The 23741-nt window shown below is 70.1% G+C and carries 17 protein-coding genes and 1 riboswitch; of the genes, 8 read left to right on the top strand and 9 right to left on the bottom strand.

Annotated elements, in window-relative coordinates; genetic code table 11:
- Positions 1–244: 244 nt before the first annotated feature.
- The 4 genes from AB0F38_RS25750 to AB0F38_RS25765 all read left to right on the top strand — a co-directional run bounded on the left by AB0F38_RS25750 (position 245) and on the right by AB0F38_RS25765 (position 4950).
- Positions 245–2020 carry an SDR family oxidoreductase gene (locus AB0F38_RS25750; protein WP_361897853.1) on the top strand — a complete coding sequence of 592 codons (1776 nt, stop codon included), beginning with the start codon at positions 245–247 and terminating at the stop codon, positions 2018–2020.
- A 414-nt stretch (positions 2021–2434) separates the two neighbouring features.
- The gene (locus tag AB0F38_RS25755) at positions 2435–2977 is read left to right on the top strand and encodes an RNA 2'-phosphotransferase (protein WP_361897855.1); all 543 of its coding nucleotides are present in this window, start codon (positions 2435–2437) and stop codon (positions 2975–2977) included.
- Between the two features lie 72 nt (positions 2978–3049).
- The gene (locus tag AB0F38_RS25760) at positions 3050–3961 is read left to right on the top strand and encodes an LLM class flavin-dependent oxidoreductase (RefSeq protein ID WP_361897858.1); all 912 of its coding nucleotides are present in this window, start codon (positions 3050–3052) and stop codon (positions 3959–3961) included.
- 143 nt (positions 3962–4104) lie between these two features.
- Complete coding sequence (locus AB0F38_RS25765) at positions 4105–4950, top strand: Cof-type HAD-IIB family hydrolase (RefSeq protein WP_361897861.1); 846 nt, start codon at positions 4105–4107, stop codon at positions 4948–4950.
- Between the two features lie 64 nt (positions 4951–5014).
- Here the strand turns inward: AB0F38_RS25765 and AB0F38_RS25770 are convergent, their stop codons facing one another.
- The 5 genes from AB0F38_RS25770 to hisC all read right to left on the bottom strand — a co-directional run bounded on the left by AB0F38_RS25770 (position 5015) and on the right by hisC (position 14378).
- Positions 5015–6715: a GAF domain-containing protein gene (locus tag AB0F38_RS25770; protein WP_361897864.1), complete on the bottom strand. Its 1701-nt coding sequence runs from the start codon at positions 6713–6715 to the stop codon at positions 5015–5017.
- Positions 6716–6775: 60 nt separating this feature from the next.
- Complete coding sequence (cydD, locus tag AB0F38_RS25775; RefSeq protein ID WP_361897866.1) at positions 6776–10339, bottom strand: thiol reductant ABC exporter subunit CydD; 3564 nt, start codon at positions 10337–10339, stop codon at positions 6776–6778.
- Positions 10340–10460: 121 nt separating this feature from the next.
- A complete protein-coding gene (gene cydB / locus AB0F38_RS25780) occupies positions 10461–11462 on the bottom strand; it encodes a cytochrome d ubiquinol oxidase subunit II (protein ID WP_361897869.1) in 1002 nt (333 codons plus the stop codon).
- Between the two features lie 18 nt (positions 11463–11480).
- A complete protein-coding gene (locus tag AB0F38_RS25785) occupies positions 11481–12989 on the bottom strand; it encodes a cytochrome ubiquinol oxidase subunit I (RefSeq protein WP_361897872.1) in 1509 nt (502 codons plus the stop codon).
- A gap of 309 nt (positions 12990–13298) precedes the next feature.
- Positions 13299–14378: a histidinol-phosphate transaminase gene (gene hisC, locus AB0F38_RS25790; protein WP_361897874.1), complete on the bottom strand. Its 1080-nt coding sequence runs from the start codon at positions 14376–14378 to the stop codon at positions 13299–13301.
- A gap of 403 nt (positions 14379–14781) precedes the next feature.
- Between hisC and AB0F38_RS25795 the strand changes: the two genes are divergently transcribed.
- From AB0F38_RS25795 to AB0F38_RS25805, 3 genes are all read left to right on the top strand, one after another.
- Entirely contained in the window at positions 14782–15894 is a 1113-nt protein-coding gene (locus tag AB0F38_RS25795; RefSeq protein WP_361897877.1) for a LacI family DNA-binding transcriptional regulator, read from the top strand.
- 174 nt (positions 15895–16068) lie between these two features.
- On the top strand, positions 16069–17124 hold the full coding sequence (locus AB0F38_RS25800) for a metallophosphoesterase (RefSeq protein ID WP_361897880.1): 1056 nt from the start codon (positions 16069–16071) through the stop codon (positions 17122–17124).
- A 170-nt stretch (positions 17125–17294) separates the two neighbouring features.
- Entirely contained in the window at positions 17295–18119 is an 825-nt protein-coding gene (locus AB0F38_RS25805; protein WP_361897883.1) for a hypothetical protein, read from the top strand.
- A 170-nt stretch (positions 18120–18289) separates the two neighbouring features.
- Here the strand turns inward: AB0F38_RS25805 and AB0F38_RS25810 are convergent, their stop codons facing one another.
- Positions 18290–18646, bottom strand: coding sequence for a DUF805 domain-containing protein (locus AB0F38_RS25810; protein WP_361897886.1), 357 nt, complete (start codon positions 18644–18646; stop codon positions 18290–18292).
- Positions 18647–18989: 343 nt separating this feature from the next.
- Positions 18990–20783: a phosphomethylpyrimidine synthase ThiC gene (gene thiC / locus AB0F38_RS25815; protein WP_361897889.1), complete on the bottom strand. Its 1794-nt coding sequence runs from the start codon at positions 20781–20783 to the stop codon at positions 18990–18992.
- Positions 20776–20909, bottom strand: a riboswitch (TPP riboswitch). (Overlaps the previous gene by 8 nt.)
- A 71-nt stretch (positions 20910–20980) precedes the next feature.
- Here thiC and AB0F38_RS25820 point away from each other — a divergent pair.
- A complete protein-coding gene (locus AB0F38_RS25820) occupies positions 20981–22336 on the top strand; it encodes a YibE/F family protein (protein ID WP_361897892.1) in 1356 nt (451 codons plus the stop codon).
- Positions 22337–22388: 52 nt separating this feature from the next.
- Here AB0F38_RS25820 and AB0F38_RS25825 read toward each other — a convergent pair whose 3' ends face one another.
- A complete protein-coding gene (locus AB0F38_RS25825; protein WP_361897895.1) occupies positions 22389–22826 on the bottom strand; it encodes an SsgA family sporulation/cell division regulator in 438 nt (145 codons plus the stop codon).
- Between the two features lie 101 nt (positions 22827–22927).
- Positions 22928–23698: a helix-turn-helix domain-containing protein gene (locus tag AB0F38_RS25830; RefSeq protein WP_361897898.1), complete on the bottom strand. Its 771-nt coding sequence runs from the start codon at positions 23696–23698 to the stop codon at positions 22928–22930.
- Between the last annotated feature and the right edge of the window lie 43 nt (positions 23699–23741).

The raw sequence follows: 23741 nt of genomic DNA on the forward strand, positions 1-23741 counted from the left end.
TACGCGTCCGACTCCAGGCGTACGGACCCGTAGGGGGACCCCACGGGGGATGACCCGAAACCGGCGAAGCCGGCCACCCGGAGTCGTTCACGCGGGCTCCCCCAGGGTGCCCGCACCGGTGTTCGCACGGCGTTGTCCACAGGAGCGGGGCATCCCTTGACGCAGCCGCCGGGGGTTGCCAGATTCGTCGGTGTCACGTGACGGACACGTACTGCCGTGCCGGGACACCGGACGAGGGGGGACCGTGAATCTGCGAGGCGCGCGTGAGCGCTGGGTACGTACGGGCGGGATCGATCTGTGCGTCGCCGAGTCGGGCGACCCGACGCGGCCGACGGTCGTGCTGGTGCACGGATATCCGGACAGCAAGGAGGTCTGGTCCGAGGTCGCCCACCGGCTGGCGGAGCGGTGGCACGTGGTGCTGTACGACGTGCGGGGACACGGCCGGTCGACGGCCCCCAGACCGCTGCGTGGCGGCTTCACGCTGGAGAAGCTGACGGATGACTTCCTGGCCGTCGTGGACGCGGTGAGCCCCGACCGGCCGGTCCATGTGGTGGGGCACGACTGGGGTTCCGTCCAGTCCTGGGAGTTCGCCACGGTCGAGCGGACGAAGGGCCGGATCGCCTCGTTCACCTCGATGTCGGGACCGTCCCTGGATCACTTCGGACACTGGATCAGGCAGCGGATGTCCCACCCGAGTCCGCGCGGGCTGGGGCAGTTGCTCGGCCAGGGAGCCAAGTCCTGGTACGTGTACGCGCTGCACACACCGGTGCTGCCGGAGCTGGCCTGGCGCGGGCCGCTCGGCAGGCAGTGGCCCCGGATACTCCAGCGCTTGGAGAAGGTGCCCGCGGACGGGTATCCGACGACCTCACTTCCGCGGGACGCGACCCACGGGGCCTGGCTCTACCGTGACAACGTCCGGGCCCGCCTGCGCAGGCCGCGCGCCGACGCCTCCGCCCATGTGCCGGTCCAGCTGATCACGCCGACCGGCGATGTCTTCCTGTCGGAAACGCTCTACGACGAACTGGACTCCTGGGTTCCGCAGTTGGTACGTCGTACGCTGCCGGCCAGGCACTGGGTGCCGCGTACCAGACCGGATCAGCTGTCCGCCTGGATCGGCGAGTTCGTCTCCGCGTGCGAGGCGGAGTCCGCTCCGGACGGCCCGCGTGTGCGGGACACCGTGGCCACGGGTGCCCACGCGGATCGCTTCGGTGGCCGGCTGGTCCTCGTGACGGGCGCCGCCGCCGGCATCGGACGGGCCACCACGCTCGCCTTCGCCCGCGCCGGGGCCCGGGTCGTGGCGGTGGACCGGGACGGCGAAGGCGCGGCCCGGACGGCGGACACGGCCCGCCTGATCGGCGCGGCTGCGGCGTGGAGCGAGGCGGCCGACGTCGGCGACGAACAGGCGATGGAGAAGCTGGCGGAGAAGGTCGCCTCGGAGTACGGCGTGGTCGACGTCCTGGTGAACAACGCCGGTACAGGGCTGTCCGGTTCCTTCCTGGAGACGACGAGCGAGGACTGGCGGAACGTCCTCGACGTCAATCTCTGGGGGGTCATCCACGGCTGTCGCCTCTTCGGCAGGCAGATGGCCGACCGGGATCAGGGCGGTCATATCGTCAACATCGCCTCGGCAGCCGCCTATCAGCCGTCACGCGCACTGCCCGCGTACAGCACGTCCAAGGCCGCCGTCCTGATGCTCAGCGAATGCCTGCGGGCGGAACTGGCCGAGAAGTCGATCGGTGTCACCGCGATGTGCCCGGGCATCGTCACCACCGGTATCACCTCGACGGCGCGCTTCGCCGGGGCCGACGAAGCGGAGCAGGCACGCCTACGGAAGCGCGCGGGCCGTCTGTACGCACTCCGTAACTACCCACCGGAGAAAGTGGCTGACGCGATTCTGAGCGCCGTGGTGCACAACCGCGCGGTGGTCGCCGTGACCGCGGAGGCCCGCGGCTCCAGGCTGCTGTCCCGCATCAGCCCCGGGCTGTCACGCGGGATCGCCCGGTTGAAGCCACCACTCTGAACGAGCGGCGGAGTTCCCCGCGACGGGCCTCTAAGCCGGGCGAGCGGAGCCGGGTTGACCCCGTCCACACGCGTCCGCCCACAACTCCGCATGACACGACCCCATATGACTCCACGGCGCCGGCACCCGCCGTGCATCAAGGGAGTGTTCGGCGTAGGAGTCACCTGGTGAAGGTGTCCGTCCACGAACACAGCTGCCGCGCAACGACGTTACTCCCGAAGCGCACATATCGCTTTCACGGGAGGCTAGTTACCCAAAGGGTGCCAACCGCCCGTCACTTGTCCACAGAATCGCCAAATTGCCTGTGGATAACACAAGTTGGCTGTGGATCAAACCTAGGGAGTGTGGTGAGTACCGAGAACTTCCGACAAAAACCGGGTGCGCCGCGAATCGCTCCGCGGGCACTCTGACGTGATGGACGCACACCGCACCGTGAAGGTGTCCAAGTACCTCTCGAAGCACCTGCGGCACCAGCCGGACCGCATCGGCATCAGCCTCGACGCCCATGGCTGGGTGCCTGTCGACGAGCTGCTGCGGGCCTGCGCCCGGCACGGCTTCGCCGTCTCCCGGGCGGAGCTCGACCACGTCGTCGCAGCCAACGACAAGCAGCGCTTCGCCGTGGCCGGCGACCGCATCCGCGCGAACCAGGGCCACACCGTCACGATCGACCTCGGTCTGCCACCGGCCGAGCCGCCCGCGTACCTCTACCACGGGACGGTGGCCCGGGCCCTCGGCGCGATCCGCACCGAGGGGCTGCGGCCCATGGCCCGGCACCACGTTCATCTGTCGCCCGATCGCGGGACGGCCACCCGCGTCGGCGCCCGCCGCGGTGCCCCCGTCGTCCTGTCCGTCGACGCGGGCGCCATGCACCGGGCGGGGCACCTCTTCCATGTCACGGCCAACGGTGTGTGGCTCACCGGTTCCGTGCCGCCGGGCTTCCTCCGCCTGCCGCGGTAGGTCTGCCGCGGCTCAGCGCATCCGTGCCCGCCCCGGCGGCCGTCCCGGAAGCATCACCGTAGAGTCTTCGCCATGTCGTCCTCTCGCCGCCTGAGCACCCTGATCCTGCCCGTCCGCCGCTGGCACGACGGTGGCCGGGCCCCGTGGGTCCGCGCCGAGGAGCTGGGTTTCCACGCGGCGTACACGTACGACCATCTGGCCTGGCGGACCTTCCGTGACGGGCCCTGGTTCGGGGCGGTCCCGACGCTGACAGCCGCCGCTGCCGCCACCGAGCGGCTGCGTCTGGGCACCCTCGTCACCTCGCCCAACTTCAGGCACCCCGTGACGCTCGCCAAGGACCTCATCACCCTGGACGACGTATCCGCCGGACGGATCACGCTCGGCATCGGCGCCGGAGGAAGCGGAATCGACGCCACGACGCTGCGCCGGAGCGACGAGGAGCCGTGGACCCCACGGGAGCGCGCCGACCACTTCGACGAGTTCGTCCCGCTGCTCGACCGGCTGCTCACGGAGCCGTCCGTGACGCATGAAGGACGGTTCTACGCGGCCAACGAGGCCCGGAACATCCCCGGCTGCGTGCAGCGCCCCCGGCTGCCGTTCGCGATCGCCGCGACCGGGCCGCGCGGGATGGGACTGGCCGCGCGGTACGGACAGGCGTGGGTGACCACGGGCGATCCGAAGCTGTACGAGTCCGGGACGCCGGACCAGTCCGTGGAGGCCGTCCGCGGGCAGATCTCCCGGCTCGGCGCAGCCGGTGAGGCGGTCGGCCGGGATGTCTCGGAGCTGGACAAGATCCTCCTCACCGGCTTCACCCCAGGCCGTCCGCTGCGCTCGTTCGACGCGTTCGTGGACTTCGCGGGGACACACTTCGCACTCGGGTTCACCGAGATCGTCGTCCACTGGCCGGTGCCGGACTCCGATTTCGCCATGTCCGACAAGGTCTTCGAACGGATCGCCACCGAAGGCCTTACGCAGCTCGGCTGACCGTCCGGGCCGCGCCCGGGCCGGATTCACCACCGATGGGCCTTCGTCATATGCCGACGTCACGTACCGCAGTTCAGGGGCTCGCGATCTCAGATGTGCGCCCCTGCGCACGACCGTGCACCCCCGTACGGGAGAATGGCGGGGTGACCTCAGCTACCGACTCGCCTCTCCCCGCCGTGACCCGGCTGATCGCCACCGACCTGGACGGCACGCTGCTGCGTGACGACAAGACCCTGTCCGACCGTACGATCGCCGCCCTCGCGGCTGCCGAGGGCGCGGGCATCGAGGTCTTCTTCGTCACCGGCCGGCCCGCCCGCTGGATGGACGTCGTCAGCGACCATGTCCACGGCCACGGCATGGCGATCTGCGCGAACGGGGCCGCCGTCGCCGATCTGCGGGCGGACGGGCGGCTGATCGAGGTCCACCCGCTGGAGCGCGCCGCCGCCCTGGACGTCGTCCGGGTCCTGCGCGAGGTCGCCCCGGGCACGTCGTTCGCCGTGGAGCTGACCACGGGCATCCACTACGAGCCGGCCTACCCGCCCTTCCACATGGACCCAGGAGCCACCGTCGCCCTCGCGGAGAAGCTGCTCCACGAGGAGGTACCCGGCACCGGCGCCCCGGTCCTGAAGGTGCTCGCCCACCACCCCGAACTGGCGCCGGACGCCTTCCTCGCGCTGGCCGGCGAGGCGGCGGCGCACCGGGCCTCGTTCACCCGCTCCAGCCCCACGGCCCTGCTGGAGATCAGCGGCCAGGGCGTCTCCAAGGCCGGCACGCTCGCCGCCTGTTGCGCGGAGCGCGGCATCGCGCAGGCCGAGGTGGTCGCCTTCGGGGACATGCCCAACGATGTGGAGATGCTGGAGTGGGCCGGGGCCTCGTTCGCGATGGGCAACGCCCATCCGGCCGCGCGCGCCGCCGCGTCCGGCGTGACCCTCACCAACAACGAGGACGGTGTGGCGGTCGTCATCGAGCGGATCCTCGCCACCCGCTGACATCAGCCCTGCAAGACGTCGCAGAGAGCGGCCAGGAGGCCGGGCCGGCGGACGGCCGGCGCCGTCAGAGCGGGACCTCCCAGACCACCGTCGTACCGGTGCCGCCCTCCCCGGGCCCGAACCAGCTCGCTCCGCCCAGCGACTCCGCACGGCGGGCGAGGTTGCGCAGCCCGCTCCGCCTCCCGCTGTCCGGGATACCCACCCCGTCGTCGGCGACGGACAGCCGTACGGCGTCCCTCCCGTCCGGCAGGACGGCGGTCGCGTCCACGCTCACCTCGACGCGTGAGGCCCGGGCATGCCGGAAGGCGTTGGACAGCGCCTCCCGCAGGGCGGCGATGAGGTTCTTGCCCGCGAGCTCCCCGACGAGGGAGTCGACGGGTCCCAGGAAGCGGTGCGTCGGCTTGAAGCCCAGGGGCACGGCCGCCATGTTGATCTCCCGCTGCACCCGGGTCCGCAATCCGGACGGGGCCTCGGCCGGCTCCTGCCGCAGCGCGAAGATCGCGGTCCGGATCTCCTGGATGGTCACATCCAGTTCGTCGACGGCCCGTCCCACACCGGCCCGCACCCCGGGGACCGCCGATCGGCGCTGGGCGCGCTCCAGCATCATCCCCGTGGCGAACAGACGCTGGATGACCAGGTCGTGGAGGTCCCGGGCGATCCGGTCCCGGTCCTCGTAGACGGCGAGCCGCTCCCGGTCCCGCTGGGCCTCGGCCATCTTGAGGGCCAGCGCGGCCTGCGCGGCGAATTGTGTGGCCAGTGTCCGCTCCGCCCCCGTGAACGGCCGCTCGCCCCGCCCCCGCGGGATGGCGAGGGCGCCGAGCACCCGTCCGCCGCTGCGCAGGGGGAGCAGCATGTGGGGACCGAACTGATCGGCCAGCCTGGTGATCATCCGGGGGTCGGTGGCCGCGTCGTCCATGAAGACCGCCTCGCCCCTGAGGAGAGCGGCGACCACGGCGCTGTCGCGCGGGATGATCACCCCGAGGGACGCGGACGGCTTGTCGCCTGCGACGGCGACGATCTCCAGGCCCCCCTCCTCGGCCGGCAGCAGCACGATGCCCGCGGCGGCGTCGGCGAGCCGACGGGCCTGTTCGGCGACGACGGTCAGGGCGTCATCGGCGTCCCCACCCGACAGAAGAGCGGTGGTGACCGCCACCGAGCCGTCGATCCACCGCTCGCGCTGCCTCGCGGCCTCGTACATCCGCGCGTGGCCGATGGCGATCCCGGCCTCCGTGGCGAGCACGCTCAGCATGTGCAGGTCGCCCTCACCGAACAGGGCCCCGCCCCGCTTCTCCGCCACATAGAGGTTCCCGAAGACTTCGCCCTGGACCCGGATCGGGACTCCGAGGAACGTCCGCATCCTGGGGTGCGCGGGGGGAATACCGGCGGAGCGCGGATCAGCCGACAGATCGGCCAGCCGGATGGGGACCGGGTCCCGGATCAGCGCCCCCAGAAGGCCGGTCCGGCCGTCCGGCGGACGCCCGATACTTCGGGCCACCTCCTCCGGAACCCCGTGGGTGACGAACTCGCAGAGGTGGTCGCCCGGTTCGTCGACGACACCGATGGCGGCGTAGCGGGCGTGGGTGAGTTCGGCCGCCGTCTCGCAGATGCGGTCGAGAGTGGAGCTGAGCTCCAGGCCCGTGCCGACGGTCCTCGTGGCTTCCAGGAGCTGCGGCACGCGGGCGGTCAGCTCCGCGGAGAGCCCCTGAAGGCTCGCGTCGTCCCGCGTCGTGGGGTCGGGCGAGTCCTTCGGGGCCTGCTCGGGCATGAATCGAGCCTAATCAGTGCCCATGGGTCCGGAAAGTCGGCGCTCGGCCGGCACTCCGCGTCAGGGCCGCGCCGACGCCGCCACTCGGTCCGCCTCGGCCGGCCGCGCGGTACCCGCCTTCACCGGAGCCGGTTCCTGTTCGCGTTCCAGCATCCGGCGCAGCGGCCCGTCCTGCGCGGCCAGAGCGGCGTACGGACCCTGCTGCACCACCCGGCCGCCGTCCAGCACCAGAACCTCGTCCACGGCGTCGAGTCCCGCCAGCCGGTGCGTGATCAGCACGGTCGTCCGCCCCCGCGTGGCGGCGAGCAGGTCTGCGGTCAGAGCGTCCGCCGTTGCCAGGTCAAGGTGCTCCGCCGGCTCGTCGAGGACGAGAACGGGGAAGTCGGCGAGGAGCGCCCTGGCCAGCGCGAGCCGCTGTCGCTGCCCGCCCGAGAGCCGGGCACCGTGTTCGCCCACCAGAGTGTCCAGACCGTCCGGGAGGGACTGCACCCAGCTCAGCAGCCGGGCCCCGGCCAGGGCCTCCCGCAGCTCGTCGTCGGTCGCCCCCGTGCGGGCGAGCCGCAGATTCTCCCGGATGGAGCTGTCGAAGACATGCGCGTCCTGGGCACACAGTCCGACGAAGGTCCGGACCGTGTCCCCGTCCAGAGCGGACGCCTCGGCACCGCCGAGGCGGTACGTCCCTTCCCGGGCGTCCAGGAACCGGAGCAGGACCTGCGCGAGCGTCGTCTTCCCCGAGCCGGACGGACCCACCACGGCCACCCGCTTTCCGGCGGTCAACGTCAGATCGACGGAGTCCAGGGCATCGCGCTCCGCTCCCCCGTACCGGGCCGACAGCCCCCGTACGGCGAGCGGGAAGGGCGAGGCGGGCGCCTCGGCCGGTACGAGGGGTTCCCGGACCGGCACGGGGGCGTCCAGGACCTCGTGGACCCGCTCCGCACTGCGCTTGATCCGTTGGCGGAACTGCACGGCGAGCGGCAGGCCCGTCACGGCCTCGAAGGCCGCGAGCGGGGTGAGGACGACGACGGCGAGCTCCACGCCCGCCAGCCGCCCGTCGTACACCGCGGGAAGGGCGACGGCCGCCGCGCCCACGACGGTGAGTCCGCAGATCAGGGCGGAAAGCCCACCGCCGAGTGCGGTCGCGGTCGCCGCGCGGGAGGCGATCCGGGTGAGGTCCGCGTCGGCCGTACGCACGAGCTCCTTGCGCGCGGGCAGTGCCCCCGCGACGGTCAGCTCGGCCGTCCCGGCGAGCAGATCGGCGATCCGCACGGCCAGTGCGGACCGTGCGGGCGACAGCCTGCGCTCGGCATGCCGGGCGCAGGCGCCGCTCACCAGCGGTACGCCCACCCCGGCGAGGAGCAGGCCGGCAGCCAGCACGGCGCCCGCCTCCGGGAGCAGCCAGCCGGTGAACCCGACGGCCGCCGTCCCGACCGCGACCGCGGTTCCCGCGGGCAGCAGCCAGCGCAGCCAGTAGTCCTGCAGCGCGTCCACGTCGGAGACGAGCCGGGACAGCAGGTCGCCGCGCCGTGTCGTCCGCAGGCCGGCGGGCGCGACGCGTTCGAGCCCCTGGTACACGGCGACCCTGAGCTCCGCGAGCATCCTGAGCACCGCGTCGTGGGACACCAGGCGCTCGGCGTAGCGGAATACCGCCCGGCCGATGCCGAAGGCACGGGTCGCGGTGACGGCGACCATCAGATGGAGGACCGGGGGCTGCTCGGAGGCGCGTGAGATCAGCCATCCGGAGACAGCCATGAGGCCGACGGACGACCCCACGGCGAGACTTCCCAGCAGCAGGGCCAGGCCCAGCTTGCCGTGCTGGGCGCCCGCGGCCTGCCGGACCCGGGCGAGCACCCGGCCGCCGGACCGGGGAGCCGTGCCCTTCGGCCGCCCGGGTTCCTCCGCATCCGTCCGCTCGACGGCGGCCGCGGCTCCGGAAGAGTCACGACCGGCCGGCACCGGCGCGGGCACCGCGCCGGTCGCGGACGACCCGGCCGCCCGCGGCTCCAGGGTCACCACCCGGTCCGCGACCGAGAGCAGTGCCGGACGGTGCACGACCAGCAGGACCGTGCGTCCCGCCGCCAGCCTCCGTACGGCATCGACGATGCCCGCCTCCGTCTCCCCGTCCAGGCTCGCCGTCGGCTCGTCGAGGAGCAGCAGCGGCCGGTCGGCGAGGAACGCCCTGGCCAGCGCGAGCCGTTGCCGCTGGCCGGCGGACAGTCCGGCGCCTTCCTCCCCCAGCGGGGTCCGCAGACCGTCGGGCAGGCCCGCCACGAAGTCGTACGCCCCCGCCGCCCGCAGCGCCGCCCTGACCGCGTCGTCGTCCGCGTCCGGGCGCGCCAGTCGTACGTTCTCCGCGACCGTTCCGGCGAACAGGTGCGGACGCTGCGGAACCCAGGCGATCTGTTCGCGCCAGCGTTCGGCGGAGAGGTCGGACAGATCGGTACCGCCGACCCGCACCCGGCCCTCGTCGGGCACCACGAATCCCAGCAGCACGTTCAGGAGCGTGGACTTGCCGACTCCGCTGGGACCGACCAGGGCGACGGTCTCTCCCGGCTCCACCACCAGCGATGCCGAATCCAGGGAGGGTTCGCTCCGGCCGTCGTGCCGGACCGTGACGCGCTCCAGCTCCAGCCGCGGCGACGGCGGAACATCCTGGGTGCCACCGGCCGGGGACTCGGTCTCCAGCACCGAGAAGATCTCCTCGGCGGCCGAGAGCCCCTCCGCCGCCGCGTGGTACTGCGCCCCGACCTGACGGATCGGCAGGTATGCCTCGGGGGCCAGGATGAGGATGACCAGGCCGGTGTAGAGGTCGAGTTCGCCGTGGACGAGCCGCATTCCGATGGTCACGGCGACCAGCGCCACGGAGAGGGTCGCCAGCAGCTCCAGGGCGAAGGAGGACAGGAACGCGATCCGGAGCGTCCTCAGGGTGGCCCGGCGGTACTGCGACGTGATGGTGCGGATCGATTCGGCCTGCGCCTTGGCGCGCCCGAAGACCTTCAGAGTCGGCAGTCCGGCGACCACGTCGAGGAAGTGTCCGGAGAGCCGCGACAACAGCTGCCACTGCCGGTCCATCCGGGACTGGGTGGCCCAGCCGATCAGAATCATGAAGAGCGGGATCAGCGGCAGCGTCACCACGATGATCGCGGCCGAGACCCAGTCCTCGGTGACGATCCTGGCCAGGACCGCCACCGGCACCACGATCGCGAGCCCGAGCTGCGGGAGGTAGCGCGAGAAGTAGTCGTCGAGCGCGTCGACGCCTCGTGTGGCCAGCGCCACCAGCGAACCGGTGCGCTGACCGCTCAGCCATTCCGGGCCGAGGTGCGCGGCCCGTTCCATGAGCCGGCCGCGCAGCTCCGACTTGACCGCGGCACTCGCCCGGTACGCGGCCAGTTCGGTGAGCCAGGCCACGAGTGCCCGGCCCAGCGCGACGGCAGCGAGCAGCAGCAGGGGTGTGCGCAGTCCGGCGACGGTCAGCCCGTCCTCGAACCCGCCCACCACCACCTCGGCGACGAGCATGGCCTGGGCGATGACCAGGGCCGCTCCGACCAGCCCGAGTCCCACCACGGCCACCAGGAAGAAGCGGGTGGCGCGGGCGTGGCGGAGAAGGCGCGGGTCGATCGGTTTCACGTGAAACAGCTCCCCGGTGAGCTCGTGTCGTCCGGTTGCCCGGTGAGTGCCTGGACGAGTTCGGCACTCGTGTGAGTCCGGTGCGCGTGCGGGTTTCGGCGCACGCGCACCCGGTGGGTGTTCAGTGCGCGTCGGCGATGTGCTGGGTGCCGATGCGCTTGCGGAACACCCAGTACGTCCAGCCCTGGTACAGCAGCACCAGCGGGGTGGCGATGCCGGCGCACCAGGTCATGATCGTGAGGGTGTACGGGGTGGACGAGGCGTTCGTGACCGTGAGGTTCCAGGCGTCGTTCAGCGAGGACGGCATCACGTTCGGGAAGAGCGTCAGGAAGAGCATCGCCACGGCCGCGGTGATGGTCAGGCCCGAGAGCGCGAACGACCAGCCCTCGCGGCCCGCCGCGATCGCTCCGATCGCTCCCACCAGCGACACCACGGCGATGATCATCGCCAGCAGGCTCCAGCTGTCGCCGTTCTCCGCCTGGGTCCAGACCAGGAATCCCAGTGCGAGCACCGCGGTGACCGGACCGAGCTTGAGCGCCAGCTTGCGCGCCCGCCCCCGGATGTCCCCGACGGTCTTGAGCGCGGCGAACACCGAGCCGTGGAAGGTGAAGAGGGACAGCGTGACCAGCCCGCCCAGGAGGGCGTACGGGTTGAGCAGGTCCCAGAGGTTGCCGACGTACTCCATGTCGGCGTCGATCTTCACGCCGCGGACGATGTTCCCGAAGGCCACGCCCCAGAGCAGAGCCGGGATCAGCGAGGTCCAGAAGATCGCGTGCTCCCAGTTGGTCTGCCAGCGCTCCTCGGGCCGCTTGGCCCGGTACTCGAAGGCCACGCCGCGCACGATCAGGCAGATCAGGATGATCAGCAGCGGCAGGTAGAACCCGGAGAACAGCGTCGCGTACCACTCGGGGAACGCGGCGAAGGTCGCGCCGCCCGCAGTGAGCAGCCACACCTCGTTCCCGTCCCAGACCGGCCCGATCGTGTTGATCAGGACGCGCCGTTCCTTGCGGTCACGGGCGAGCAGCCTGGTCAGGACTCCGATACCGAAGTCGAATCCCTCCAGGAAGAAGTAGCCGATCCAGAGGACGGCGATGAGCACGAACCAGACGTCGTGGAGTTCCATCTCTCAGCTCCGCTGTTCTCAGTAGGAGAAGGCCATCGGCCGGTCGGGGTCCTGGTCATGGCCACCGATCCTGGTGGGCGGATCGAGGTCGGCCTCCGTGAGTTCGGGCGGCCCGGCCTTGACGTACTTCAGGAGCAGCTTGACCTCGACCACGGCGAGCACCGCGTACAGCACGGTGAAGACGATCATCGAAGCGAGGACCTCGCCCTGCGAGACACCGGGGGAGACCGCGTCGCGCGTCTGGAACACGCCGTAGACGACCCAGGGCTGGCGCCCCATCTCGGTGAAGATCCATCCCCAGGAGTTGGCGATCAGCGGGAAGAGCATGGTCCAGAGCGCGGTGAGCCAGTAGAGCTTGGTCAGCTTCGGGCTCAGCGCCTTGTTCCTGAAGAGCACCAGGTGGGGCACCTCGTCCTCACCCGTGCGCAGTGCCGGCGGCAGCAGGAACCTGCGCCGGGTCAGCCACAGCCCCAGCAGACCGAGGCCGAAGGACGCCATGCCGAAGCCGATCATCCAGCGGAAGCTCCAGAAGGCGACCGGGATGTTGGGCCGGTAGTCACCCGGACCGTACGTCTCCACCAGTTGTTCGTTGATGTCGTTGATGCCGGGGACGTACGAGGTGAAGCTGTTGTCCGCGAGGAAGGACAGCACTCCGGGTATGGAGACCTCGACGGTGTTGTGCCCTTCGGCGACGTCACCGACCGCGAAGAGCGAGAAGGGCGCACCGTCCTCGCCCTCCCACAGCGCCTCGGCCGCGGCCATCTTCATCGGCTGCTGCTCGAACATCACCTTGCCGAGGGTGTCGCCGCTGATCGCCGTGAGCGCTCCCGCTGCCACGACCGTGACGAGTCCGAGCCGCAACGAGGTCCGCATCACCCGGATGTGCTTCCTGCGTGCCAGGTGGAAGGCGGAGATGCCGACCATGAAGGCGCCACCGACCAGGAAGGCCGCCGTGATGGTGTGGAAGAACTGGGCGAGCGCCGTGTTCTGGGTGAGCACCTGCCAGAAGTCCGTGAGCTCGGCACGGCCGCGTTCCTCGTTGATGCGGTAACCGACCGGATGCTGCATCCAGGAGTTGGCAGCCAGGATGAAGAACGTGGAGAGGACGGTTCCGAGGGAGACCATCCAGATGCAGGCGAGATGGATCTTCTTCGGCAGCTTGTCCCAGCCGAAGATCCACAGCCCGATGAACGTGGATTCGAAGAAGAACGCGATCAGGGCCTCGAAGGCCAGCGGGGCGCCGAAGACGTCACCGACGAACCGCGAGTAGTCGGACCAGTTCATGCCGAACTGGAACTCCTGGACGATGCCGGTGACCACACCCATGGCGATGTTGATCAGGAAGAGCTTGCCCCAGAACTTGGTGGCTCTGAGGTACTTCTCGTTGTCCGTGCGCACCCAGGCGGTCTGCAGGCCGGCCGTGAGCGCGGCGAGAGAGATCGTCAGTGGGACGAACAGGAAGTGGTAGACGGTGGTGATGCCGAACTGCCATCGCGCCAGGGTCTCTGGTGCCAGAGCTAGATTCACGCCCATTTCTCCTTGCGTCGCCGTGATCACAGCCGCAGCCGCCCCTTCATTCCCACCGATCATGGGAGCAAACGGGGCACGCTTGTGAACGCGTTCACATTCACAAGCAATTATCGCGCACACGGTTTCGAAGCCGACGAGCGGGGGGTGGTTTCCGGCCGACCCCGACCGAGCCATCCGAAATCGGACGTCACCTCGCCGGGACGGAAGCCGGCCGCGAGGCCCGCTGCACGACGGCCCCGGACCTCGTCGTCCGAGGTCCGGGGCCGTCGGGAGCGCGGACGGCCCGCGGGCCGTGCGCATGCCGCCCTACCGCTCCTCGCGGTACGACTCGGCCACCTTCAGGAACACGTCGTTGGCCTCGGTCTCCCCGACCGTGACCCGCACGCCCTCACCGGCGAACGGCCGGACCACCACACCGGCCCGTTCGCACGCCCCTGCGAAATCGAGCGTACGGTCGCCGAGCCGCAGCCAGACGAAGTTGGCCTGGGACTCGGGAACGGTCCATCCCTGCCGCACCAGCCCCTCGCGCACCCGGGCGCGCTCGCCCACCAGGGCACCGACCCGCCCCAACAGTTCGTCCTCGGCCCGCAGCGAAGCTACCGCGGCGTCCTGCGCGACCTGGCTGACCCCGAAGGGGACGGCCGTCTTGCGCAGCGCCGCCGCCACCGGCTCGTGCGCCACGGCGAAACCGACCCGCAGGCCCGCCAGGCCGTAGGCCTTGGAGAAGGTCCGGAGCACCGCCACATTGGGCCGGTCCCGGTAGATCTCGATGCCGTCCGGTACGTCGGCGTCCCGGACGAACTCCTTGTACGCCTCGTCGAGCACCACCAGCACGTCCCCGGGCACCCGGTCCAGGAAGCGCTCCAGCTCCGCCCTGCGCACCACGGTGCCCGTCGGGTTGTTCGGGTTGCAGACGAAGATCAGCCGCGTACGGTCCGTGATCGCGTCGGCCATCGCGTCGAGATCGTGCACATCGCCGCCGGTCAGCGGCACCTTGACCGATGTCGCACCGCTGACCTGGGTGATGATCGGGTACGCCTCGAAGGAACGCCAGGCGTAGATGACCTCGTCACCCGGGCCCGAGGTGGCCTGCAGCAGCTGCTGCGCCACGCCGACCGAGCCGGTGCCGGTGGCCAGATGCGCGAGGGGCACACCGAACCGGTCGGCCAGCTCGTTCATCAGACCGGTGCACGCCATGTCCGGGTACCGGTTGAAGTGGGCCGCCGCGGCGAGTGCCGATTCCATCACCCCCGGCAGCGGGGGGTACGGGTTCTCGTTGGAGGACAGCTTGAAGGCGACCGGTCCATCGGCCGACGCCGGCTTCCCCGGCACATAGGCGGGAACGCCGTCCAGCTCGGCGCGCAGCTTGGGGCTCGTCTCGCTCACCGCAGGTCCTCCTCGACCGTCCGTGCACATCAATACTGCTCACCTTATGAGGATTGGGCGCCCCTGCGAATGGCCGGGCGGCGAAATCGTCCCCTGCGCGGGGAAGCACCGGTAATGCGCGGGGCCGACCCGGTCCCCGGAGGGGGAGCGCCGCACATCCCGACGCGCGCCGGTGGCTCACTCCGTGGCGCGCATCCCTCGAAGAGGTGAGTTGAGACCTCTTCGAGACATGAACCATTTAGCAGGCACATGCGCGCAGGCACATGACACATCGCCACACACCTCGCCAACGCCCTTGATTTGCAAGGCATTTAACTCTTAATGATCATGCAAAAACGTGCCTGTCGACAGGTGCATCTGCGCCCCGTCCCACCCCCCGCCGGAGCCCTACTATCGGCTCGCCATGACAGCAGCAGGGAAGCACCAGGTAAGCCGGACAGAGACACCCCGGCGCGGCGGCCGGCCGGGACGGGCGGGCATCCGGGATGTTGCCGCAGCGGCCGGAGTCTCCATCACGACCGTCTCCGACGCGCTCAACGGCAAGGGCAGGCTCCCGGATGCCACCCGCCGCCATGTCCGCGAGGTCGCCGAGCGGCTGGGCTACCGCCCGTCCGCCGCGGCCCGAACCCTCCGTACCGGCAAATCGGGGCTCATCGGCCTGACAGTGACCACGTACGGGGACGAACCCTTCACCTTCACCGAATTCGCGTACTTCGCGGAGATGGCGAGGGCCGCCACCTCGGCGGCGCTCGCCCGCGGCTACGCCCTCGTCATCCTGCCCGCCACCTCACGTCATGACGTCTGGTCGAACGTCGCCCTCGACGGCACGGTCGTCATCGACCCCTCCGACCAGGACCCGGTGGTCACCGAACTCGTCCGGCAGGGCCTTCCCGTGGTGTCCGACGGCCGTCCGGCCGGCACACTGCCCGTCACCGCCTGGGTCGACAACGACCACCGGGCGGCCGTGCTCGACCTTCTCGACCATCTCGCCGCCGCGGGAGCCCGCCGTATCGGGCTGCTGACCGGCACGACCACCGACACGTACACCCGCCTCTCCACCACCGCCTACCTGCACTGGTGCGAGCGGGTCGGCCAGGATCCGGTCTACGAGTCCTATCCGGCCCACGACCCCTGCGCGGGCGCGGTGGCCGCCGACCGCCTCCTCGCCCGCCCCGACCGCCCCGACGCCGTCTACGGCCTCTTCGACCCCAACGGGACCGATCTGCTGGCCGCGGCCCGCCGCTACGGCCTGCGGGTCCCGGAGGATTTGCTGCTGGTCTGCTGCAGCGAGTCCACCGTGTACGCGTCGACCGAGCCGCCCATCACAACGCTCTCGCTCAAACCGCGCAGGATCGGCACGGCGGTCGTCCAACTCCTCATCGACGCCATCGAAGGGGTCGAGCACGACGGTCCGGTGGAGCAGGTGATACCGACGGAACTCATCGTCCGGACCTCCTCGCAACGGCGTCCGCCCCGCACCACGGTCAGCGCGCCGCGCTCACCCGCAGGGGACTGATCGGATTAATCCGGATCAAACGGCAGGTGGACCACGTGTGCGCCCGGATTCACCACCCCTGGTGCGTCACACAGCACGGTCCGCATTCCTATGATGGGCGCACGACACCGCGGACCACCTCTACCAGGCACGGCCCGTCAGGTGTACGGCTGCGCGACGGTGGTGGAGGGGTCGATGACACAGGGGGCCGGTCAGGAACCCGTAGTGCGGACGGCGACGTTGCGTGACTTCCGCGTACCGCCTTATGCGCAGGCGCCGTTGTCGCCCCTGCCGCATCCCGGCGATGCCACCGTGGGCGACGAGCCCCCGGAGGGTTACACGCCCACCGCGCGCGATCTTCCGGTGATCAACCGCGGGGACACCGTGCAGGTGCGGACCGTTCCGGAGCCGCGTCCGGTCGCCGACGGGGAGCGTGGTCCGCTGTACGTCGTCGGAGACGTGCACGGCTATCTGGACGAGCTCCTGGCCGCCCTCGGCGAGCAGGGCCTCGTGGACGCCGACGGCCACTGGTCCGCCGGCAACACCAGGCTGTGGTTCCTCGGCGACTTCACCGACCGCGGCCCGGACGGCATCGGCGTCATCGATCTCGTCATGCGGCTCTCCGCGGAGGCGGCCGCGGCCGGCGGGTACTGCAAGGCCCTGATGGGTAACCACGAACTGCTGCTCATCGGCGCGAAGAGGTTCGGCGACACCCCGGTGAACTCCGGCGCCGGAACCGCCACCTTCCAGGCCGCCTGGCTGCTCAACGGCGGCCAGAAGTCCGACATGGACCGGCTCCAGGACCTCCACCTCCAGTGGATGGCCCGGCTCGACGCCGTCGTGGAGGAGGACGGACATCTGCTGATGCACTCCGACACCACGGCGTACCTCGACTACGGGTCCACCATCGAGGACGTCAACGACGCGGTGCACGCCATTCTCACGCGGCACGACGCCGACGAGTGCTGGGACCTGTTCCGCAAGCTCACCAAGCGGTTCGCCTTCCGCGACGAGGGCGGTGCCGACGCGGTACGCGAACTGATGTCGACGTACGGTGGCCGGCGCGTCGTCCATGGTCACAGCCCCATTCCGTATCTCCTCGGCGAGGTCGGTCCGGAGGAGGGCGAGGACAGCCCCCGGGCCGCGGTGGACGGTCCGCACGTGTACGCGGACGGGCTGGCCATCGCCATGGACGGCGGAGTGACCATGGCCGGAAAGCTCTTGGTCGTCGAACTCCCCCTGCATGACTGACGATCGCCGGGGAAGGCGCACAGCGCCGTCTGCCGGGCCAATTTCCGGCAACCCCCTGTCACCCCGTGCGGTAGGCGCTCTACCATCGGCGTATCAGTAGCAGGCTCTCCTCCGTTTCCGCCCGATCGCCCGGCCCACGCGGTCGGTCAGGCCCTACGGAGCATCGGGGGATGCACATGAAAAGCGCTCCGCACCTGCTGGCCGAGGACCGCCCCGAGTACGAGCGGATCCTCGCCGACGCACTGCGTCACGCCCACGAACGCCCGGATCTGGACGGGGTCGGGGACCGGCTCAACACGGAACAGCTGCGGACGATGGCGCTGGACGCCACGGCTCAGATCACCACGGCCGCCGCCCCCGAGTACGAGCACTACGTGAGCGTCCGCGGCGAGCTGCGAAGACCGTCCGACCCGGCGGACCCCGAGTCCGTCCTCCAGCCCGCCACGGACGAGCCGGACCGGACGGGCGCGGGCACCCTCGCCGTGATCACCGCGCTGGCCCCCGTCCTCGCTGGTTCTGCCGCCGTGATATTCCTGCTGGTCGGCTACCTCCTGAAGGCCTTCAGCCCCACCCTGGCCTTCGCCGGCACCATGGTCGCCGCCGGATGGTTCTTCGCGGCGGCCGCCGCCGCGGCCATTCTGGTCGCCGCGGCGGGACTCCTGGTCACCGCGCTGCGCAACGGCGCCACGGCCCTGCCCGCTCCGGACGCGGAGGACGAGCTGCCCGAGGACGTGGCACGGGCCAGGGAGGCCTGGCGTCACGCCCTGCTGGAGCGCGGCATCCTGCCCTTCCTGCGGGACGCCCTGGCCGACCCGGCCGCGGGGCCCGCCGCGCGGACCCCGCACCGCTCACCGCACCGCATCCCGAAGATCGGCTACAGCAGCCCGACCTTCTCCGGGCCGCAGGACGGCCCGTCGGCGGGGCCGCGTCCCACCTTCACCAGCCCCGACTTCACCAGTCCGGACTTCGGCGGTCCCGAGCACCGGCCGGAGTGAAACCGGCCGTTCCCGCACCGGGCCCCCGGGTCTCCGGGGCCGGTGCGGGGGCCCTGGCCCTGGCTCGCTGTCCCACGGCCCGTGCCACCGCACGGCAGAGGCCGGGGCAGCTCGTGCTGCGCCCGGCCTCTGCCGTCGTGTGCGGTGCTCCGATCCTTCGGAGCGCCCCGTCAGACTCCCTGGGGAGCCAGCTTGGGGTTGGCGCCGTACTCGTTCGCCTCACGCACACCCTCGAGGCACATGAAGACGAGCAGGACGATGCCGCCCACGAGCGGGACGAACGCGATCAGGAACCACCAGCCGGAACGGCCGGTGTCGTGCAGGCGACGTACGACGACGGCGAGCGACGGCACCAGGACGGCAAGGATGTAGATCATGTAGGGGATCTGCGACTCGATGGCGAAGCCTATGCCCATCAGGACCGCGGCCACGATGGCATTGAAGAGTACGAACATCCAGTACTCCTTGCGGCGCGCACGCCCGCTGAAGCCCGCGTAGTTCTTGAGTACGCCCAGGTACCAGTTCACTGCGATTCCCTCCCCTGGCGCCCCCGTCGGGGACGCACACCTTTTCGGCCAAGCACAGCGGAAGGTAAGGCATACATAAGGAAGTGGTCAAGCGCACGAAGACTCCCGGCGAAACGTACATCTACCTGCCACAGTTCTGTGTCCTTACCGTCTCCGAACACCGCCTGAAACCAAGGCAGGACAGGAATAACCATGTTAAACCAGCCATTCCCAACACGCTTCGTGAGCGATGCACACAAACTGAGAACAGCCCAACGGCGCCGCCCCGGAGGCATGTTGCCCAGGGCGGCGCCGTTGACGCGTCCGCGGGCGTCCGCCCGGGCGGACGCCCGCGCACCGGATCTCAGTCCGCGATCGGCAGATAGACCCTGTTGCCGGACGCCGCGAACTCCTTGGACTTCTCCGCCATCCCCGCTTCGATGTCGGCCTGCTCGGCGCCGTGCTCCCGCCGGATGTCGTGTGAGATCTTCATCGAGCAGAACTTGGGGCCGCACATCGAGCAGAAGTGCGCCGTCTTCGCCGGCTCGGCCGGCAGCGTCTCGTCGTGGAACTCCCGAGCCGTGTCCGGGTCGAGCGCCAGGTTGAACTGGTCCTCCCAGCGGAACTCGAACCGGGCGTCCGACAACGCGTCGTCCCACTCCTGCGCGCCGGGGTGGCCCTTGGCGAGGTCCGCGGCGTGTGCCGCGATCTTGTAGGTGATGACACCGGTCTTCACGTCGTCCCGGTTCGGCAGCCCCAGGTGCTCCTTGGGCGTGACGTAGCAGAGCATCGCCGTCCCCCACCAGGCGATCATCGCCGCCCCGATGCCCGAGGTGATGTGGTCGTACGCGGGCGCGACATCGGTGGTCAGCGGGCCGAGCGTGTAGAACGGCGCCTCTTCGCAGATCTCCTGCTGGAGGTCGATGTTCTCCTTGATCTTGTGCATCGGGACATGTCCCGGGCCCTCGATCATCGTCTGGACGCCGAACCGCTTGGCCACGGAGTTGAGCTCGCCGAGCGTGCGCAACTCGGCGAACTGCGCCTCGTCGTTGGCGTCGGCGATGGATCCGGGGCGCAGCCCGTCACCGAGCGAGTACGTCACGTCGTAGGCCGCGAGGATCTCGCAGAGCTCCTCGAAGTGCTCGTAGAGGAAGGACTCCTTGTGATGCGCGAGGCACCACGCCGCCATGATCGAGCCGCCGCGGGAGACGATGCCGGTCTTGCGACGGGCGGTCAGCGGGACATAGGGGAGGCGGACACCGGCGTGCACCGTCATGTAGTCGACGCCCTGCTCGGCCTGCTCGATGACGGTGTCCTTGTAGATCTCCCAGGTCAGCTCCTCGGCCCGGCCGTCGACCTTCTCGAGGGCCTGGTAGAGGGGGACGGTGCCGATCGGCACGGGGGAGTTGCGCAGGACCCATTCACGGGTGGTGTGGATGTTGCGGCCGGTGGACAGGTCCATGACCGTGTCGGCACCCCACCGGGTGGCCCACGTCATCTTGTCCACCTCCTCCTCGATGGAGGAGGTGACCGCGGAGTTGCCGATGTTGGCGTTGACCTTCACCAGGAAACGCTTGCCGATGATCATCGGCTCGATCTCCGGGTGGTTGACGTTGGCCGGCAGGACCGCCCGGCCCGCCGCGATCTCCTCGCGCACCACCTCCGGTTCGACGCTCTCCCGGATCGCCACATACTCCATCTCCGGGGTGATCTCGCCCCGGCGCGCGTACGCGAGCTGCGTGACCGGCTGCCCGTCGCGGCTGCGGCGTGGCTGACGGGGGCGGCCGGGGAAGACCGCGTCGAGGTTGCGCAGGCCACCACGCGGTGAGGTGTGCTTGAGCCCGTCGTCCTCAGGGCGAGCCGGCCGGCCCGCGTACTCCTCGGTGTCCCCGCGCGCGATGATCCAGTTCTCCCGCAGGGGCGCGAGCCCCCGGCGGACATCGGTCTCGGTGGAGGGGTCGGTGTACGGGCCCGACGTGTCGTACAGGGTCACGTCCTCGCCGTTGGTGAGGTGCACCTGACGGACCGGCACCCGGAGGTCCGGGCGCGAGCCCTGGACGTACCCCTTGTGCCAGCCGATGGACTTCCCGGCCTCGCCGTCCGCCGTGTTCTGGGCGTTCTGCTTCGAGGCAGGCGTGCGTGCGTCCGCTGTGGTCATGAGACCTACTCCCTACGCCGGCATTACCCGGTAACAGGTTCGTCGGTCGGCGCAGCGTTTCCCGCACGGATGTACGGAGGTCAGCGCCCTCTCAGCCCGGTGCTCCGAGCTCCCGCGTGTACAAAGGTGACACCACGCTAGCCTCCCTTCTGGCGTGCTGGCCAGAGGGCCTCCCCTGTTCTTGGGATGATCGCCGGGTGACGTCCCCCCGAAGCGCCCCCGAACCCCACGGCCCCGCATCCGGCAGCACACAGAGTCATGCGCACGGCCACACCCACAGCCACGGCCCTGCCGCGCCCGTGTCCAAGCATCTGCGCAAGGTCATCGCTGCCGTGCTGATCCCGTTCGCCACCGCGGTCCTCGTCGGCCTCGTGGCGTTCTGGCCCGGTGGCGCCCCCGCCCACGAGCGCACCGGCGTCGGTTTCGACCGGCAGACCCAGGACGGCAAGGTGGTGAAGGTCGTCGACGTCGACTGCGCGGACGTGAACGCCGCGCAGGTGCCACCTACCGGCGACACCTCGACGCCCTCGGGGCGCGAGGCCGTCAACGAGCAGGCGGGGCTGTGCAAGAAGGCCACGGTCGAAGTGACGACCGGTGACGACAAGGGCCGTACGTTCGTCGAGGTCGTCCAGCCCGACGCCTCCAGGCAACTGAGGGAGGGGCAGGGAGTGGTCGTGGCGTACGCCCCCGACGCGCCCCGCGATCTGCAGTACTCGGTGACCGACGTGGACCGGTCGTTCCCCATGGCCCTGCTGGCCGGGATCTTCGCCCTCGCGGTGATCGTGGTGGGCAGGCTGCGCGGGCTGATGGCACTGATCGCGCTGGCGGTGTCGTTCGCCGTGCTGACGCTGTTCATCCTGCCGGCCATTCTGCAGGGCTCGAATCCGCTGGTGGTCGCGGTGATCGGGTCCAGCGCCATCATGCTGATCGCGCTCTACACCTGCCACGGGCTGACGGCCCGTACCTCCGTGGCCGTCATCGGGACGCTCATCTCACTGCTGCTGATCGGGCTGCTGGGTTCACTCTTCATCGGGTGGGCGAGCCTCAGCGGCAACACCGACGACAACACCGGTCTGATCCACGGGCTGTACCCGGAGATCGACATGAGTGGCCTGCTGCTGGCGGGCATCATCATCGGCTCGCTCGGTGTGCTCGACGACGTGACCGTCACCCAGACCTCGGCGGTCTGGGAACTGCACCAGGCGGACCCGGCGATGGGCGTGCGCCGCCTCTACCGGGCGGGCATCAGAATCGGCCGCGACCACATCGCCTCGGTCGTCAACACGCTCGTCCTCGCCTACGCGGGCGCGGCGCTGCCTCTGCTGCTGCTCTTCTCCATCGCCCAGAGCAGTGTCGGGACGGTGGCCAACAGCGAACTGGTCGCGATGGAGATCGTCCGGACGCTGGTCGGATCGATCGGGCTGGTCGCCTCGGTGCCGGTGACGACGGTGCTCGCGGCCCTGGTGGTCTCCGCGGACCGCACGGGGCTCGGCGCGGAAGCCGAAGCTCCTGCACCCGTACGGACCGGGAGGGGCCGACGCCGTAAGGCATGAGCGCGGGCGCCGGGCACTCGCCCCGGGTCGCCTGGGCCGGGACTCCCGTTCCTCAGCCGGCGTTCTGCTCCTTGGCGAGGATGCGGCCCAGAGCCTCTTCGAGGTTGCCGTCGAAGTCACCCAGCGTGTGCTCCTGCCCCAATGGCACCAGCTTGTCCGTCCGGTCGAGGAATGCCACAAGAGGAGCCGTGCCGGCGCGGAAGAGCGCACGATCCGTGCCGACCTGGAGGCGGATGTGTACATCCGAAAGACCCTCGGGTTCGGTCGGGCCGATGTGCACATCACCGTCACCGCTCGGGCTGTTGAGACCGTCGAGCAGCAGCTCACGGCCGAATGCCCAGGTGACGGGGGCGTCACCCGGCAGGTGGAAGGTCATCCGGATCGCGTACGGATCGCTCACCTCGTACCGGAGCTCCACCGGAATACGGAACGAAAGCTCCTCGGAGACGAGGAAGCTCATCATGACCTCTGCTTGAACCGACTCGCGCATCGTTCAACCCCGCAGTAGATGAATCTGGCCAGGAATGATCCCCCATGGCCCTATTGACGCCATCGTGGTGCACGCGATAGCAGATCACAAGGAGTGATTTTTCAGATACTGATAGAGAACACGAACGAGCGCAAGAAGGTGGTTACTTCGCAGCGTAGTTGTTCGACTGCAACGAGCAACCGTTCCTCTTGGTCCAGGGGAAGCGAAACAGCCATCGCCGCCACAGCAGTACCCACCGTGATCGGAATGGCCGCGCAGACCGTCCCCAACGCGTACTCCTGCCGCTCGATGACAGGCTCCATACGATTCATCGATCTGAGCCGGTCGAGAAACGTGTCGCGGTCCCGTACGGAGTAGCGCGTCAGCGGTTGGACCGGGTGCCGGTCCAGATGGTCCTCGCGCGCCTTCTCGTCGAGCTGGGCCAGAAGGCACTGCCCGAGCGCATGGGCATGCCCCGTCTCCCGGAAAGAGGCCCACTCGTCCACGGCGGGCACGGCGGCCGTGTCCGCCGCCGCGATGATCTCGATCTCGCCCTCCCGGTAGAGGGCGCAGTACACGGGCGCCCCGATGACGTCCGCCCAGTGAGCCAGCGAGTCGACGATCACGCCGGGGCGGGCCGTCGGCGGCCTGCCGCCGGTCAGGCGCTCGGCAGCGGCGCCGAACAGGAAGACGCCGTTCTCCCTGCGGAGATAGCCCTCATGGGTCAGGGTGCGCAGCAGGTGGTAGGCCGTGGGAAGGGGAAGACCCGCTTCCCGCGCCAGCTGCTTCGCGGGCGCCCCGTCCCGATGACAGCCCACAGCCTCCAGCAGCCTCAACGCCCTTTGCACCGAACCGATCAACGTCGGGGCAGCGGGACTCGATGCCGTGGTCACAGGTCACCCCCAGGCATGGTGACGGGCGTTCAGCCCTCCCGCG

The organism is Streptomyces sp. NPDC025273, assembly GCF_040638585.1.
GTDB lineage: Bacteria > Actinomycetota > Actinomycetes > Streptomycetales > Streptomycetaceae > Streptomyces > Streptomyces cinereorectus.